The organism is Nocardioides marmorisolisilvae (genome assembly GCF_003725775.1).
In the GTDB taxonomy this organism is placed as follows: Bacteria; Actinomycetota; Actinomycetes; order Propionibacteriales; family Nocardioidaceae; genus Marmoricola; species Marmoricola marmorisolisilvae.
The window spans coordinates 333,643-349,884 of sequence record NZ_RJSG01000003.1; the positions used below are offsets into that span (position 1 = coordinate 333,643).

Annotated in this window: 13 protein-coding genes; 9 read left to right on the forward strand and 4 right to left on the reverse strand. The window is 69.4% G+C overall.

The features are described 5' to 3' along the window. Positions 1-97 precede the first annotated feature (97 nt). Complete coding sequence (locus EFL95_RS17045; RefSeq protein WP_183407237.1) at positions 98-769, forward strand: class F sortase; 672 nt, start codon at positions 98-100, stop codon at positions 767-769. 3 nt (positions 770-772) lie between these two features. On the opposite strand, the gene EFL95_RS17050 is transcribed toward EFL95_RS17045, so the two are convergent. Continuing rightward, positions 773-1,444: a winged helix-turn-helix transcriptional regulator gene (locus EFL95_RS17050; RefSeq protein WP_123235297.1), complete on the reverse strand. Its 672-nt coding sequence runs from the start codon at positions 1,442-1,444 to the stop codon at positions 773-775. A gap of 100 nt (positions 1,445-1,544) precedes the next feature. Between EFL95_RS17050 and EFL95_RS17055 the strand changes: the two genes are divergently transcribed. Next, entirely contained in the window at positions 1,545-2,393 is an 849-nt protein-coding gene (locus EFL95_RS17055) for a class I SAM-dependent methyltransferase (RefSeq protein WP_123235298.1), read from the forward strand. Between the two features lie 42 nt (positions 2,394-2,435). Beyond that, on the forward strand, positions 2,436-2,897 hold the full coding sequence (locus EFL95_RS17060; RefSeq protein ID WP_246005011.1) for a DnaJ family domain-containing protein: 462 nt from the start codon (positions 2,436-2,438) through the stop codon (positions 2,895-2,897). Positions 2,898-2,956: 59 nt separating this feature from the next. On the opposite strand, the gene hutU is transcribed toward EFL95_RS17060, so the two are convergent. After that, positions 2,957-4,714, reverse strand: a complete 1,758-nt coding sequence (gene hutU / locus EFL95_RS17065; RefSeq protein WP_246005012.1) for a urocanate hydratase — start codon at positions 4,712-4,714, stop codon at positions 2,957-2,959. Further along, positions 4,711-6,279 carry a histidine ammonia-lyase gene (hutH, locus tag EFL95_RS17070; RefSeq protein ID WP_123235299.1) on the reverse strand — a complete coding sequence of 523 codons (1,569 nt, stop codon included), beginning with the start codon at positions 6,277-6,279 and terminating at the stop codon, positions 4,711-4,713. Before hutH ends, hutU begins: the two co-directional genes overlap by 4 nt. 160 nt (positions 6,280-6,439) lie before the next feature. On the opposite strand from hutH, the gene EFL95_RS17075 reads away from it, so the two are divergent. Beyond that, the gene (locus EFL95_RS17075; RefSeq protein ID WP_246005013.1) at positions 6,440-7,669 is read left to right on the forward strand and encodes an MFS transporter; all 1,230 of its coding nucleotides are present in this window, start codon (positions 6,440-6,442) and stop codon (positions 7,667-7,669) included. Here the strand turns inward: EFL95_RS17075 and EFL95_RS17080 are convergent. Continuing rightward, positions 7,666-7,962, reverse strand: a complete 297-nt coding sequence (locus EFL95_RS17080; protein WP_123235300.1) for a DUF1905 domain-containing protein — start codon at positions 7,960-7,962, stop codon at positions 7,666-7,668. The two genes, EFL95_RS17075 and EFL95_RS17080, sit on opposite strands and share 4 nt — an antisense overlap. Positions 7,963-8,033: 71 nt before the next feature. Between EFL95_RS17080 and EFL95_RS17085 the strand changes: the two genes are divergently transcribed. The 5 genes from EFL95_RS17085 to EFL95_RS17105 all read left to right on the forward strand — a co-directional run bounded on the left by EFL95_RS17085 (position 8,034) and on the right by EFL95_RS17105 (position 16,122). Beyond that, positions 8,034-8,786 (forward strand): IclR family transcriptional regulator, encoded by a 753-nt coding sequence (locus EFL95_RS17085; RefSeq protein ID WP_123235301.1) that lies wholly within the window; start codon positions 8,034-8,036, stop codon positions 8,784-8,786. Between the two features lie 17 nt (positions 8,787-8,803). Beyond that, positions 8,804-9,115 carry a hypothetical protein gene (locus tag EFL95_RS17090; RefSeq protein ID WP_123235302.1) on the forward strand — a complete coding sequence of 104 codons (312 nt, stop codon included), beginning with the start codon at positions 8,804-8,806 and terminating at the stop codon, positions 9,113-9,115. Positions 9,116-9,204: 89 nt separating this feature from the next. Then, a complete protein-coding gene (locus EFL95_RS17095) occupies positions 9,205-11,757 on the forward strand; it encodes an amidohydrolase family protein (RefSeq protein ID WP_123235303.1) in 2,553 nt (850 codons plus the stop codon). A 9-nt stretch (positions 11,758-11,766) separates the two neighbouring features. Continuing rightward, positions 11,767-13,077 carry a family 1 glycosylhydrolase gene (locus EFL95_RS17100; protein ID WP_123235304.1) on the forward strand — a complete coding sequence of 437 codons (1,311 nt, stop codon included), beginning with the start codon at positions 11,767-11,769 and terminating at the stop codon, positions 13,075-13,077. A gap of 144 nt (positions 13,078-13,221) precedes the next feature. Then, positions 13,222-16,122, forward strand: a complete 2,901-nt coding sequence (locus EFL95_RS17105; RefSeq protein ID WP_123235305.1) for a (Fe-S)-binding protein — start codon at positions 13,222-13,224, stop codon at positions 16,120-16,122. Positions 16,123-16,242: the final 120 nt, after the last annotated feature.

Below are 16,242 nucleotides of genomic sequence, written 5' to 3' on the forward strand. Positions count from 1 at the left end.
GTCAACGCGCCGTGCCGGGGGCCGGTCTCACATACGAGATCGTCTCGATCGGCCCGGTTCGTCCGCGGGACCTTCGGCGACCTCTTACGCTTGTTCCATGAGCCGACGAGACGATGCCGCCAGGCGCACAGCGCTGGTGGCGCTGATCGTCGCCACGGTGATCGCACTCGCCTGGACGCTCTGGCCGGACGCCAAGAAGGCCGACCCGGTCGCCAAGCCGACTCCCGTCCCCGCCGCGCAGGACATCGTCGCCGGCACCACGCTGCGCCCGAACGTGTGCGGCAACCCGGCCCAGAAGCCGTTCGTCCCCAAGCAGATCTCGATCGCGGGGGTGGCCGACCACGCCAACGTGCTGGCCCTGCCGAGGGACGGCAACAACGTCCCCCAGGCCCCGCCCCTGTCGAACGTCGGCAAGACCGAGTTCGCCTGGGACGCCCCGACGATCAAGCCGGGCGAGCGCAAGGGCAACGCGCTCTTCAACGCGCACACCTGGCCCGACGGCAGCGCGATGGGCAACCACCTGCTCGCGAACCTGCACGTCGGCGACCGGATCGTCGTCTTCGGTAAGTGGGAGACGCTCTGCTACAAGGTCACCAAGCGCACGGTGATCGTCGCGTCCCAGGGCTCCTACGAGTACTACGTGCAGGACGGCCCGCCGCAGCTCGCGCTGATCGTCTGCTCGCCGCCCCGGCTCGGTCCGGGCAACTGGTACCACCGCACCATCTGGTACGCCTCGCCGATGTACGGCGACTCCGAGCCGGCGACCTGACCCTCAGGCGCTGACCGGGCGAGGCGTCGCGGACAGCAACGACGACCCGATCCAGTCGGGAACCTGCCGTCGCAGCGACGCAGAGCCTTCGAGCGTGACCGCCCCGCTGCGCAGCGCCGCCGGCCACGCCAGGTCGCCACGCCAGATCGCGGTGAAGGCGCGCAGGCTGGTCGCGATCCGGACGTCGACCTCGTAGCCCGGATCCGCGTCGCAGGAGTCGACCTCGTCGCCGTTGACGACCAGCCACCAGTGCCGGTTCTTCACCGGCACGTCGTCGAAGTCGATGGCGAGCGTGGTGCGGGCGCGCGGCCAGTTCTGGACCGGAACCGTCCGGCGCACGTCCCACATCAGTAGGTGCGGGTCGAGGTCGGCCTCACCGATCTGCGGGATCCAGCGCACGCCCCAGGCACCGAGAGCGTCGACGATCGGCTTGAGCTCCAAGCCGCTCTCGGTGAGCGCGTAGCCCTTGTCCTCGGTGCGCTCGAGGACCCCGGCGCGTTCGAGCGCCCGCAGCCTCTTGGAGAGCAGCGCTGGCGACATCTTCGGCACTCCGCGACGCAGCTCGTTGAACCGCGTGCTGCCCAGCAGCAGCTCGCGGATGATGAGCAGCGTCCAGCGCTCGTCGAGCACTTCCATCGCCTTGGCGACCGGGCAGAACTGTCCGTACGACGGCATGGTCGACCTCCTTCGACAACCAGTACACCGCCGTCTCGAGGCCCGCACTAGTACAGATCGTGAACTAGTTGCGGACCGCCGCGGACAGCAGATTGGAGGCATGACAACCACGGACATCGGTTCAACGACGAACCAGGCAGAGCTCGCGGACAGCGAGCGGAAGAAGAAGCACGCGACGATGTGGGCGTGGGGCGACTACCCCCGGCTCACCGTCGACGTGATCAGCGACCTCGGCCCCCGCCTGGTCGAGTTCGCCGGCATCAGCACGGGCCAACGCGTACTCGACGTGGCCGCCGGCTCCGGTAACGCCTCGATCCCGGCCGCTGCCCTCGGCGCCGACGTGGTCGCCAGCGACCTGACGCCCGAGCTGCTGGTCGCCGGTGAGAAGAAGGCTGCCGACGCCGGCGTCTCGCTGACCTGGGAGGTCGCGGACGCCGAGCACCTGCAGTACACCGACGCGTCCTTCGACGCGGTGATCTCCAGCGTGGGCGTCATGTTCGCGCCGCACCACCAGGAGTCGGCCGACGAGCTGGTCCGGGTGCTCCGCCCGGGAGGCACCCTCGGTCTGCTCAGCTGGACGCCGTCGGGGTTCATCGGCCAGATGTTCGCCGCGATGAAGCCGTACGCCGCCCCGCCGCCGGCCGGTGCCCAGCCGCCTCCGCTGTGGGGCGACCTGGACCACGTGACGGCGCTGCTCGGCGACCGGGTCGAGGACGTGAAGGCCGTCGTCGAGCGTCTGCGGGTCACCGCGTTCGCCTCGCCGGAGGAGTTCCGCGACTACTTCAAGGCCTGCTACGGACCGACGATCGGCGTGTACAAGAACATCGCTGACGACCCGGCGAAGGTCGCGGCGCTCGACGCCGAGCTGGCGGAGCTCGCCGGCACGCACTTCGAGGCCGACGGCACCATGGCCTGGGAGTACCTGCTGTTCTCGGCTCGTAAGAGCTGACCCTTCGGAGGTCTCGGGTCGGCCGGTACCGTCGTTGCCATCGTGAACGACGACGACCGACCCGAGACACAGGACCGCACCCGCGACCGCGACGACCGCACCGGCGACGCGGCAGCCGTGGCGCGGATCCGCGAGCAGGCGCGCTGGGTCGACCTGCAGATCGAACGGGCGATGGCCCGCGGCGAGTTCGACAACCTGCCGGGCGCCGGCAAGCCGCTGCCGCCGATGGACTCGGACCCGAACTGGTGGCTGAAGAAGTTCATCGAGCGCGAGAACATCACCGGTGTCCTGCCCGAGGCGCTGCAGCTGCGCAAGGACGACGGGGAGCTGGACGCACGGCTCGACAAGCTCGCGACCGAGACACGCGTGCGCGAGGAGCTCGAAGCGTTCAACAGGAGAGTGGTGAATGCCCGGCGCCAGCTCCAGGGCGGGCCACCGGTGATCACACCGCTGCGCGACATCGAGGCCGAGGTCGCCGCCTGGCGCGGCCGCCGTACCGGCTGATTCTGATCAAGATGGCTGCCCAGGGCCTCGCCGTACGACCGAGTTGATCAGAACCGACGTCAGTGGTGGTCCGGACCGGCCCAGTTCGACTGCGGGTCGCTGCCCGGGAAGGACTCGTCCTCCATCTCGTCGACCAGGGCGTCCGCGTGGTCGAAAGCCGCACTCTCCCGCATCGGGATCCGCACGCCTCGTGACCCCGCCACCTCGGTGGCGCGGTCGTAGCCCGCGTCGACGTGCCGGATGACGCCCATCCCCGGGTCGTTGGTCAGCACGCGCTCGATCTTCTGCGCGGCGAGCGCAGTCCCGTCCGCAACGCAGACCTGACCGGCGTGCAGCGACCGACCCATGCCGACGCCGCCGCCGTGGTGGAACGACACCCAGGTCGCACCGGACGCGGTGTTCACCAGGGCGTTCAGGATCGCCCAGTCGGCGATCGCGTCGGACCCGTCGAGCATCGACTCGGTCTCCCGGTACGGGGAAGCCACCGATCCGCAGTCGAGGTGGTCGCGCCCGATCACGATCGGAGCCTTCAGCTCGCCGCTGGCCACCATCTCGTTGAACTTGAGCCCGGCCAGGTGGCGCTCGCCGTAACCCAGCCAGCAGATGCGTGCCGGCAGGCCCTGGAACGAGACCCGCTCACCGGCCATGTTGATCCATCTGCGCAGCCGCTCGTTGTCCGGGAAGAGCTCGAGGATCGCGCGGTCGGTCGCGGCGATGTCAGCGGGGTCGCCCGAGAGCGCGGCCCACCGGAACGGGCCCTTGCCCTCGCAGAACAACGGCCGGATGTACGCCGGCACGAAGCCGGGGAACTCGAACGCCCGGTCGTAACCACCCTTGCGGGCCTCGTCGCGGATCGAGTTGCCGTAGTCGAAGACCTCGGCACCGGCGTCCTGGAACTCGACCATCGCCCGCACGTGCGCGGCCATCGAGGCCTGCGCCTCCTTGGTGAAGCCCTCCGGGTCCCGCTCGGCGGCGTCGTGCCAGTCCTCGAACGCGATGCCTGCCGGGAGGTAGGACAGCGGGTCGTGCGCGGAGGTCTGGTCGGTGACGATGTCGATCGGCGCACCGCTGGCGAGCAGCGCCGGGAAGTCGACGGCCGCGTTGCCGAGAACGCCGATGGATAGCGGTTTGCGGGCATCGCGAGCCTCGACCGCGAGCTCGACCGCGTGCTCCAGGGAGTCGGCCTGGACGTCGAGGTACCGGTGCTCGATGCGCCGGCTGATCCGGGACTGGTCGACGTCGATGCAGATCGCGACGCCGTCGTTCATCGTCACCGCGAGCGGCTGCGCGCCGCCCATGCCGCCGAGCCCGGCGGTCAGCGTGATCGTGCCGGCCAGGGTGCCGCCGAACTTCTTGTCCGCGATCGCGGCGAAGGTCTCGAAGGTGCCCTGCAGGATCCCCTGGGTGCCGATGTAGATCCACGAGCCCGCGGTCATCTGCCCGTACATGGTCAGGCCGAGGTCCTCGAGACGCCGGAACTCCTCCCAGTTGGCCCAGTCGCCGACCAGGTTGGAGTTGGCGATCAGCACACGGGGTGCCCACTCGTTCGTCCGCATCACGCCAACCGGCTTGCCGCTCTGCACGAGCATCGTCTCGTCGTCGGCGAGGGTGGTCAGCGTTCGCACCAGGGCGTCGTACGCCTCCCAGCTACGGGCCGCCTTGCCGGTGCCGCCGTAGACGACGAGGTCCTCGGGGCGTTCGGCGTTCTGCGGGTCGAGGTTGTTCATGAGCATCCGCAGCGGCGCCTCGGTCTGCCACGAACGCGCGGTGAGCTCGGTGCCGTGGGCGGCGTGGATGGGCAGGCGGTGGTTGGTCATCGCAGGTCTCCGATCACAGACTCGACGGCTGCCAGGACGGCGCCGCTCCGGACGAGCTCGACGCAGGTCTCGATCTCCGGCGACAGGTGCCGGTCAGGTCCAGGGCCGGCCACGCCTCGGTCACGCAGCAGGGCGATCACGGCAGCCGTCGCCGGCGCGGGCAACATCTCGTTGGTTGAGCTTGTCGAAACCCGGAGGTCGAGGGCGCGGGCCGCGGTCAGCACCTCGATCGCGAGCACCCGGGTGAGTCCGTCGACGGACCGGCGCAGCTTGCGGGCCGCGGACCAGCCCATCGAGACGTGGTCCTCCTGCATCGCGCTCGACGGGATCGAGTCGACGCTGGCGGGTGCGGCCAGCCGCTTGAGCTCGGAGACGATCGCGGCCTGCGTGTACTGGGCGATCATGTGCCCGCTGTCGACGCCGGGGTCGTCAGCGAGGAACGGCGGCAGCCCGTGGTTGCGCGCCTTGTCCAGGAACCGGTCCGTACGCCGCTCGCTGATCGAGGCGACGTCGGCGGCGACGATCGCGGCGAAGTCTAGGACGTACGCCACCGGTGCTCCGTGGAAGTTTCCGTTGGACTCGACGCGATCCTCGATCACGACCGGGTTGTCGACGGCCGAGGCCAGCTCGCGAGTCGCCACGGTCGAGCAGTGCGCCAACGTGTCGCGGGCGGCGCCGTGCACCTGCGGGGAGCAGCGCAGCGAGTACGCGTCCTGGACCCGGTTGCAGTCCGGACCGCGGTGCGAGGCGACCACACCGCTGTCGCGCAGGATCGCGACCAGGTTCGCGGCCGAGTCGGCCTGGCCGGGGTGCGGCCGGATCGCCTGGAGCTCGGGCGCGAAGACCCGGTCAGTACCGAGCTGGCCCTCGACCGACATCGCGGCCGCGATGTCCGCGGTCCGCATCAGGACCTCGAGGTCGGTCAGCGCCATCACCAGCATGCCGAGCATGCCGTCAGTGCCGTTGATCAGAGCCAGACCTTCCTTGGCGCCGAGCTCGACCGGCGCCAGTCCGGCCGCTGCCAGGGCCTCGGCAGCCGGCACCAGCGTGCCTGAGGCGTCGCGGACCTGGCCCTCGCCCAGCAGCGCCAGCGCGCAGTGCGACAGGGGCGCCAGATCGCCGGAGCACCCGAGAGACCCGTACTCGTGCACGACCGGGGTGATCCCGTGCGACAGCAACGAGGCGATCAGCTGCGCCGTCTCCGAGCGGATGCCGGTGTGACCGGTCGCCAGCGTCGAGAGCCGCAGCAGCATCAGGGCGCGCACCACCTCGCGCTCGACCTCGGGACCCGACCCGGCAGCGTGCGAGCGGACCAGCGACTTCTGCAGCTGGACCCGCATCTCGGTGGGGATGTGCCGGGTGGCCAAGGCACCGAACCCGGTCGAGATCCCGTACGCCGGCGTCGGCTCCTCGGCCAGCTTGTCGACGACGGCGCGCGCCTGCTCGATGGCGGCCAGTGCCTCGGCGGTGAGCGACACGGGAGCGCCGTCCCGAGCCACGGCGATCACGTCCGCGAAGGAAACCGGACCGGTGCCGACCTGAACCGGAGAAGGCGTGGGTGTCATGGTTCAAGCCAACTGCGACGGCACCGGTCCGGGCCAGTGCGGCGTCCCCTCCTACGTCTCAAACCCGAGATCGGTTCGATCCCCGTCACGAGAGACATGTCACCGGCCACTCTGCAAGATCCGGACCGAGCAGGCCCGGAACGAGCCCTAACGTGAAAACGTGACCACGGTCCTCGACCCCGCCAGCGTCGGCACCCGACGCCGGTGGGCCATGCTCGCGGTGAGCACGACGGCCCAAGGGGCAGCCGCGGTCACCATCCACGGACCGGCCTTCCTGATCCCCGCACTGCACGAGCAGCGCGGACTGTCGTTGCCGACGGCGGCCCTGGTCGCCGGTGCGTCGATGTTCGGTGTGATGTCGACGCTGGTCGCGTGGGGCTGGATCGTCGACCGCTTCGGGGAGCGATTCGCGCTGCTCGCGGGCCTGGGCGCGACCTTCGTCGCCGGACTGATCAGCACCCAGGTGCACAGCACCTGGGTGCTCGGCGTCGTGCTGTTCTTCGGCGGAGCGGCCGCTGCCAGCACCGGGTCGGCCAGCGGTCGCGTCGTGGTCGGTTGGTTCCCCCCGCGTCAACGCGGCCTGGCGATGGGGATCCGTCAGACCGCCCAGCCGATCGGCGTCGGCGTCGCCGCGATCACCATCGCCGTGATCGCCGACCGACACGGCATCGACACGGCGCTGTGGGTCCCCACCCTCGCTGCGGCGATCGCCGCGGTCCTCGTCTTCATCGTCATCCTCGACCCGCCGCGCCCCGAGCGCTCCGCGGGCACCGCACCCAACCCCTACCGCGAGGACAGCTTCCTGACCCGGATCCACGGGGTCTCGGTGCTGCTGGTGGTGCCGCAGTTCATGGTGTGGACCTTCGCGCTGGTCTGGCTCATCGACGACCGCGGCTGGTCGCCGGGAGCGGCCGGAACGATGGTCGCGCTCGCCCAGGTCTTCGGCGCCGGCTCGCGGATCCTCGTCGGCGCGATCTCCGATCGCGTCGGCAGCCGGACGCGCGTGCTGCGCTGGGTCACCGTGGCGGCTGCACTGACCATGGCCGCGCTCGGACTCACCGCCGGCCGCCACTGGTCGATCGCCGTGGCCCTGATGCTGCTGGCCACCGCGGTCACCGTCGCCGACAACGGGCTGTCGTTCACCGCGGTCGCCGAACGGGCCGGGCCGTTCTGGTCGGGCCGGGCGCTCGGCGTGCAGAACACCGCCCAATACCTCACGGCCGCGATCACCGGTCCGGTCGCCGGAGTGGTCATCGACCAGTGGGGACACCCGACCGCGTTCGCGCTGTGTGCGGTCTTCCCGCTGCTGGCGCTCGGGTTCGTGCCGAAGGACGAGCGACCCTTCGAGACGGTCGCTGCGCGACCTCCTCAGGGCAAGGACCTCAGCTAGTCGTCGATCGGGCGAACACTCACCTCGACGGTGTCGCCCGGATCGATCCCTTCCTTCACCCGTACCGGCTTCTTCACCGGCAGCACGAAGGTCCCGTCCGAGGGGAACACCGACGTCTTCCAGACCGACGAGCCAATCACGACCTCGACCCGGATGCTGCCGAAACCGCGTGGTGGACCGGCCTCCATCCGCAGGTCGTCGGCGAGGTCGGCCGGGAGGGACACGAAGAACCAGGACGACGTCGTCTGGGCTTCCCACTGCCAGAGCTCGGCGGTGAAGCTGAAGTCCTCCATGACCGCACTCTGGCAGGTCCCGCCGACAAGACTCTGGTCTCGGATCCCAGACCGGCCCTAGGCTCCGAACCATGAGTCAGGTCCCCGCCGCCACCAAGGCGATGCGCGTGCTGAAGTTCCTGGCCAGCCAGCCCGACCCGGTGCCGCTGGACCGGATCATGCGGGCCTGCTCGCTGCCGCGCTCGACGGCGTACCACCTGATGACCGCGATGGCCGAGGAAGGTTTCGTCACTCACTTGGTCGACGAACGCCGTTACGGGCTCGGGGTCGCCGCGTTCGAGGTCGGCAGCGGCTACTCCCGCCAGGCACCGCTTCAGCGCCTGGCCCGCCGGCCGCTCGCCGCGCTCGCCGACAAGGTCGGTGAGTCCGCGCACCTGGCGGTTCTGCACGGGCGCGACGTCCTCTACGTGATCGAGGAGCGGGCGCACGGCAAGCCGTCGCTGGTGACCGACGTCGGCGTACGACTGCCGGCCCACCTGACCGCCAGCGGCCGCGCGATCCTCGCCTCGCTGCCCCAGGCCCAGGTCCGGGCGCTCTACCCGGACAAGGACTCCTTCGTCGAGCGGACCGGCATCGGCCCGCAGTCGCTGAGTGCCCTGCGCACGATCCTCGCCGAGGCCCGGCAGCGCGGCTACGCGGTCGAGAACGGCGAGGTCACCACCGGCTTCGCCTCGGTCGCTGCGCCCGTGCTCGACCACAACGACCTGCCGCTCGCCGGGGTGGCGGTCACCTTCGCCGAGGACGGGCCGGTGGACCGGGCTGCTGTCGCCGAAGCCGTCCGCGCCACCGCCGCGACGCTGACCCGTCGCGTCGGCGGGCACTGATCGGGCAGACTCCGCGCATGGAGACGCCCGACAACGACCCCATCGAGGCCGGTCGGCGCACCCTGCGCACCCGGGCCAAGACCCTGCTCACCGTCGACGAGACGGTGGCCGACATCGGGCAGACCACGGTCGCCCTGAGCGCTGCCCTCGCGGACTTCAACGCAGCTCTCAACCGGTTCAACGACTCCCTCGACCGTTTCTCGGACGCCGCGGACCAGCTCAATTCGGTCGCGATCCGGCTCAACGAGATCGTCGACAAGGTCGAGCCGCTGGTGAATCTCGCGACCGCACCGGTCAGCGTCGCTCGCAAGCTGCTTCCCGGAAAGTGAGACCAGTTCACATTCCCGCGTGACCCTGATTGGCTACACGTCGTTGAGTTGAGGAACTCACCGGTGCGGAAACAAGGGAACAGGTCGTCATGCGCGGAAACCTCCGACTCGCCCTCGTGGTCTGGGTCTCGATCGTGGTCGTGGCCGCGACCATCGCGATCAACAAGAGCGGAGGCGGCGGCTCCGCCGACGAGCTGAAGAAGTCGTACGCCGCCACGGCGGCCAACACCACCAAGAAGACCGGTGACAACACGGTCTACAACGCCGACGGCACCCACGCCCACGACCCGGGCACGCCGCCGCACAACGACAACGACCCGGCCACCAAGAACTCGGTGTCGCGGTCCGCGCCGACCACCGACAAGGACTCGGCCGACCCGACGACCCCGGCGCAGGCCAGCCGCAACATGCGCGCCGCGGCCGCCCAGCGCGCCGAGACCCCGGCGCCGCTCAAGCACGTCGCCGTCGACCCGTCCCAGCCGAGCATCCCGACGAACCGCTACAACCTGTTCAACGCTTGCTACGGCCTCCAGTCGACCGCGACCGGCAAGTGGCTGACCACCTCGGGCTTCAAGGGCGCCAGCCGCGACTCGGCCGCGCCGCTCTACTTCAAGCCGAGCTCGCTGGGCCACTACCTGGTGATGACCAAGTCGAGCACCTTCCTCGGCGGCAAGGGCCTCGCCACCTTCAGCACCGCGCAGCCCGGTCCGAGCGTGAACTGGACCGTGACCCAGGTCGGCGCCCGCTCCTTCCGTCTGCAGCTGCCGGGCTCCGGCTACCTGGCGAACTCGCACGGGATCGCGGCGTTCGCCGCCTCGCCGGGCACGACCACGCAGGTCACCCCGGTCCGTCGTACCGGGTGCACGGCGTTCCCGGAGATCAGCACCAACGTGGTCGGTGACCCGACCGCCGGCGTGACCAGCTTCCAGGAGACCCGCGGCTACATCGACGCCCACACCCACGGGATGGCGTTCGAGTTCCTCGGCGGCGACCTGCACTGCGGTCGGCCGTGGTCGCCGTGGGGCGTGACCGTCGCGCTCAAGGGCTGCACCGGTGTCGACGCGGTCGGCAGCGGCGCGGTCGGCGGCTTCCTCTCCGGCAAGCCGGGTGCGGACCCGAAGGGCTGGCCGACCTTCAAGGACTGGCCGGCTCCGGACGCCCTCACGCAGGAGGGCACCTACTACAAGTGGATGGAGCGCAACTGGCGGGCGGGCCAGCGGGTGCTGGTGAACCTGCTGGTCGAGAACAACCAGCTCTGCATGATCTACCCGCGCAAGCGCAACTCCTGCGACGACATGACCTCGATCCGGCTCCAGGCGCACGACATGCACCTGATGGAGCAGTACATCGACGCCCAGCACGGCGGTCCGGGCAAGGGCTGGTACCGGATCGTCACCAACCCCGAGCAGGCCCGCACCGTCATCAACTCCGGGAAGATGGCCGTGGTCATGGGCATCGAGACCTCGGTGCTCTTCGGCTGCCACACCCACTTCGGCCGCCCGACCTGCACCGCCGCCTCGATCGAGAAGCAGCTCACCGCGGTGCGCAAGATGGGCGTCACCCAGATGGAGCTGGTCAACAAGTTCGACAACGCGCTCGCCGGGGTCGCCGGTGACGAGGGCACGACCGGCTACCTGGTCAACGCAGCCAACACCCTCGAGACCGGGTCGCCGTGGCACATGACCACCTGCGACCCGAACGACCCCGAGGTGCACGACAAGGACCAGAGCAACTCCGCTCCGATCCCCTCGCAGGACGCGCTGTTCGGCGCGATCCTCAAGGCGGCCCCGGGCGTGAAGAACATCCTCGACCTGATTCCGGCGATCCCGCTCTACCCGGCCAAGCACCACTGCAACACCCTCGGCCTGACCCCGCTCGGTGCGGACACCATCAAGGGCATGGTGAAGCGGCACATGCTGTTCGACCCGGACCACATGAGCGTCAAGGCCCGCAAGCAGTCGCTGGACCTGATCGACAAGCTCGGCTACCCGGGCGTGGTCTCGAGCCACTCGTGGTCCACCCCGGACGCCTACCCGCGGATCTACCAGGAGAAGGGCTTCATCACCCCGTACGCCGGCGACAGCAACGGCTTCGTGGAGAAGTGGAAGCGACACCTGACCTGGGCCAACCCGGCGATCTACTGGGGCATCGGCTTCGGTGCCGACATCAACGGCCTCGGCGCGCAGGGCAACCCGCGCCCGGACGCTGCCAAGAACCCGGTCACCTACCCGTTCACCGGTCTGGGCGGCGTGAAGATCTACAAGCAGACCAGCGGCCAGAAGACCTACGACATCAACAAGGACGGCGTCGCCCACTACGGCCTGTACCCGGACTGGATCCAGGACCTGAAGATGCAGGCGGGCCCGGACATCGTCACCGACATGACCCGTGGCCCGGAGGCGTACCTGCAGATGTGGGAGCGCGCCTACGGCATCCAGTCGGACGCGTGCTCGACCCCGTCGTACAAGCGCTCCGCGTCCTGGTTCCGATCGACCCTCCGCAACGGCGACAGCTGGTGGTCCGTCCTCAACAAGGTCGGCCAGCCGCACCGGCGTCTCGACCAGCGCTTCACCTACTGCACCACCAGCGGCTCGCTCGCCGTGAACTTCGACAAGGCAGGCCACCTCACCTCGATCAGCTAGGGGACACCGATGCGCAGGACGGCACTCACCTCGGCAGCACTGGCACTGCTAGCGGCGGTCACCTTCACCGGGGCCGGGACCGCGGGCGCGTCGGCCTCGAACGACCCGCCGCCGCTGCCGTCGAGCTTCCTGTGGGGTACCGCGAGCGCGGGCTTCCAGTCCGAGGGCTACTCGCCCGACAGCAACTGGTCGCGGTACGCCGCCGGCAACGCGAAGTACGACCCGGTGGGGACCTCGGTGGACTTCCTGCACCGCTACACCGAGGACATCGCCCTGGCCAAGGGCCTCGGCGTGAAGGTGTTCCGCTTCAGCGTCGAGTGGGCCAGGGTCGAGCCGAGCCTCGGGCACCAGGACCCGGCCGCCTGGGCCTTCTACGACAACGTCGTTGCGGCGATCAAGGCCGCGGGCATGCGGCCGATGATCACCCTCGACCACTGGGTCTACCCCGGCTGGGAGGCCGACAAGGGCGGCTGGGCCCGTGCCGGGATGGTCGACGACTGGTTGGCCGAGGCCAAGCGCGTCGTCGACCGGTACGCGTCGGCGGACCCGCTGTGGGTGACGATCAACGAGCCGTTCGCCTACTGGCTCAAGGAGTCGCAGAACGGCGGCTTGAACCCGCTGCTGCTCACCGTCTTCATGAACCGCCTGGTCCAGGCGCACAACGGGATCTACGACTACATCCACGCCCACCAGCCCGGCGCGATGGTCACCTCGAACGTGGCCTACATCCCGACCGCCGAGACGTTGATCGACACGCTGTTCCTCAACCGGGTGAAGTCGCGGATGGACTTCGTCGGCGTCGACTACTACTACCCCGTTGCGCTGACCGACCCCTCCGGCCTGAACGCCTTCAACGGCCAGTTCTGGAAGGCGAGCCTGGCACCCGAGGGCATCTACTACGTGCTGCAGCACTACGCGCGGCAGTTCCCGACCAAGCCGCTGTACGTCGTCGAGAACGGGATGCCGACCGACAACGGACTGCCGCGCGCCGACGGCTGGGATCGCGCCGACCAGCTGCGCGACACCGTCTACTGGCTGGAGCGGGCGAAGGCCGACGGCATGAACGTGATCGGCTACAACTACTGGAGCCTGACCGACAACTACGAGTGGGGCAGCTACGAGCCGCGCTTCGGCCTCTACACCGTCGACGTGCTGCACGACCCGACGCTGACCCGGGTGCCCACCGACGCGGTGGCGGCGTACCAGGCGATCACGGCGGCGAACGGCGTCCCGGCCGGCTACACACCGGCCCGGGCACCGCAGTTCTGCTCGCTCGTGGACTTCCTGTCCAGCTGCCTGGATCCGGTAAGGGTGCCCTGACCTGCGTAAACGAAGTTACCTGTGGGTAGCGTTCATCACATCGTCTCGGCATGACCGCCGAGTGCGCCGACCCGTAGTCTTCTCCCCGAAAACCACGGGTACGCCGGCCCTCTGGGCCTACAGGTTGGAGTGACCGCTTTGAGTATGACGACGACCCTGATCCTCGGTCTGATCCTGAACATCGTGATCCTGCCGCTGGCCTTCAAGCGCGTCCTCTTCCTGTTCCGGCTGATCACCAGCGGCAAGCCGGCCCCGGACCGCATCGCCGGCGTCACCGGTCGCCTCAGCCAGGCCCTCAAGAGCCAGCTGGTCGAGGTCCTCGGGCAGAAGAAGCTGCTCAAGTGGTCGATCCCCGGCATCGCGCACTCGTTCGTGATGTACGCGTTCCTGATCCTGGCCTCCGTCTACGTCGAGGCTTACGGCGCGCTGATCTCGCGCAACCCCGACTGGCACTTCCTGTTCATCGGCAAGTGGGGCCCGCTCGGCCTCCTGCAGGACCTGATCGCGGTCCTCTGCCTGGTCGGCCTGGTCACCTTCTACTTCATCCGGATGCGCAACCAGCCCGCGAAGCTGGGTCGCAAGTCCCGGTTCTCCGGCTCGCACCTCGGCGGCGCCTACATCGTCCTCATCATGATCTTCAACGTCATCTGGACGATGTTCCTGTTCCGCGGCGCGGCTCAGGCCCACGTGATGGCCGAGAACTCGCACGAGGGCTACGGCAAGTGGGCGTTCGTGTCCTACGGGCTCGGCAAGATCCTCCCGGACAGCCAGACCCTGATCGGGATCGGCCTGCTGCTGCACATCGGCATCATGCTGGTCTTCCTCATCGACGTGCTGCACAGCAAGCACCTGCACATCTTCATCGCGCCGATCAACGTCATGTTCAAGCGCCCCGACGGCCCGGTCGCCCTGGGTGCCGTCAAGCCGATGATCTCGGACGGCAAGGCGATCACCCTCGAGGACGTCGAGGAGCTCGACGAGGAGACGGTGCTCGGCATCGGGTCCATCGAGGACTTCTCGTGGAAGGGCCTGCTCGACATGGCCAGCTGCACCGAGTGCGGCCGCTGCCAGTCCCAGTGCCCGGCCTGGAACACCGAGAAGCCGCTGTCTCCCAAGATGCTGATCATGAACATGCGCGACCACGCGTTCGCGAAGGCGCCGTACATCATGGCCGGCAGCGAGGAGAAGCGCGCGGAGCTCGACGCGAAGACCCTGGCCGAGGCCGAGCGCCCGCTGGTCGGCGTCTCCGAGGGTGAGTACGCCTGGCACCCCGAGGGCGGCGCGATCATCGACAACGACGTGCTCTGGTCCTGCACCAACTGCGGTGCCTGCGTGAACCAGTGCCCGGTCGACATCGAGCACGTCGACCACATCGTCGACATGCGCCGGTACCAGGTGCTCGTCGAGGCGAACTTCCCGGCCGAGCTCAACGGTCTGTTCAAGGGCCTGGAGAACAAGGGCAACCCCTGGAACATGAACCCCAACGCCCGGATGGAGTGGGCGCAGGGTCTGGAGTTCCCGGTCAAGGTCGTCGGCGAGGACGTCCAGGACCTGACCGAGGTCGACTGGCTGTTCTGGGTCGGTTGCGCCGGCGCCTACGAGGACCGGGCCAAGAAGGTCACCCGCGCGGTCGCCGAGCTGCTCGACATGGCCGGCGTCTCGTTCGCCGTCCTCGGCAACGGCGAGACCTGCACCGGTGACTCCGCTCGCCGTGCCGGTAACGAGTTCGTCTTCCAGGCGCTCGCCCAGCAGAACATCGAGACCTTCAACGAGCACAAGGTCAAGAAGGTCGTCTCCACCTGTGCGCACTGCTTCAACACGTTGAAGAACGAGTACAAGGAGTTCGGCATCGAGCTCGAGGTCGTGCACCACACCCAGCTGCTGAACCGGCTGGTGCGCGAGAAGAAGCTGACCCCGGTCGCCGCTCCTGGCCCGACCCGCAAGATCACCTACCACGACCCGTGCTTCCTCGGTCGCCACAACCAGGTCTACTCGCCGCCGCGCGAGCTCCTGGAGATCATCCCGGGTTCGGAGTTCAAGGAGATGCCGCGCAGCGCGGAGCGCTCCTTCTGCTGCGGTGCCGGTGGTGCCCGGATGTGGATGGAGGAGACGATCGGCGAGCGGATCAACGTGAACCGCACCGTCGAGGCCGTCGAGACCGGCGCCGACCAGATCGCCGTCGGCTGCCCGTTCTGCCGCACGATGCTCGAGGACGGCCTGACCAGCGAGCAGGACGCCGGCCGCGCCGGCGAGGAGGTCGAGGTCCTCGACGTCGCCCAGCTGCTGCTGGCCTCGGTCAAGGGCGAGGGCAAGAAGGAGAAGTCGTCCGAGCCCAAGGCGAAGGCTGCCGCGGGTGGCTCGCTCTTCGACGCCGCGCTGGAGGCTGCTGCTCCTGCCAAGCCGGCCGAGTCCGGTGGGTCGTTGTTCGACACCCCGGCCCCGGAGGCCGCCAAGCCGGCCGCGTCCGGTGGTTCGCTCTTCGACACCCCGGCCCCGGAGGCCGCCAAGCCTGCCGAGTCGAGCGGGTCGCTGTTCGACACCCCGGCGCCCGAGCCGGCGAAGCCCGCCGAGCCGAAGGCCGAGGCCGCTCCGGCCGAAGCCCCGAAGGCGGACGCGCCGAAGGCCGACCTGGGCAGTGGGGGATCGCTGTTCGACGTCGCCCCGACCGAGGCCGCGCCGGCGGCGCCTGCCGAGCCGAAGGCCGAGGAGCCCAAGGCCGAGGAGCCCAAGGCCGCTCCGGCGGAGGCTCCGAAGGCAGAGGCTCCTAAGGCCGATCTCGGGAGCGGCGGCTCGCTCTTCGACATCGTCGCCGCCGCCAAGGAGGAGGCTCCGAAGGAGGAGCCGAAGGCCGAGGCTGCCCCGGAAGCCGAGCCCGAGGCTGAAGCAGCCCCCGCAGAAGCCGAGGCCGAGCCCGAGGCCGCAGCTGAGGAGGCCCCGGCCGAGACCGCTCCCGAGGAGAAGCCGGCGGCGCCGAGCTCGGGCGAGGCGCACACGCCGAAGACCGACACCAAGATCCCCGAGGGTGGGTCACTCTTCGACATCTGACCTGTCCACGTCAGGCCGAGCACCAGGGCCGTGTCCGTCACCGACGGGCACGGCCCTTGCCGTTCCCCCTGGATCGCGGACTGGACGCTCTCCCGCCGGGCGCCGGGCCATTGCTACGGT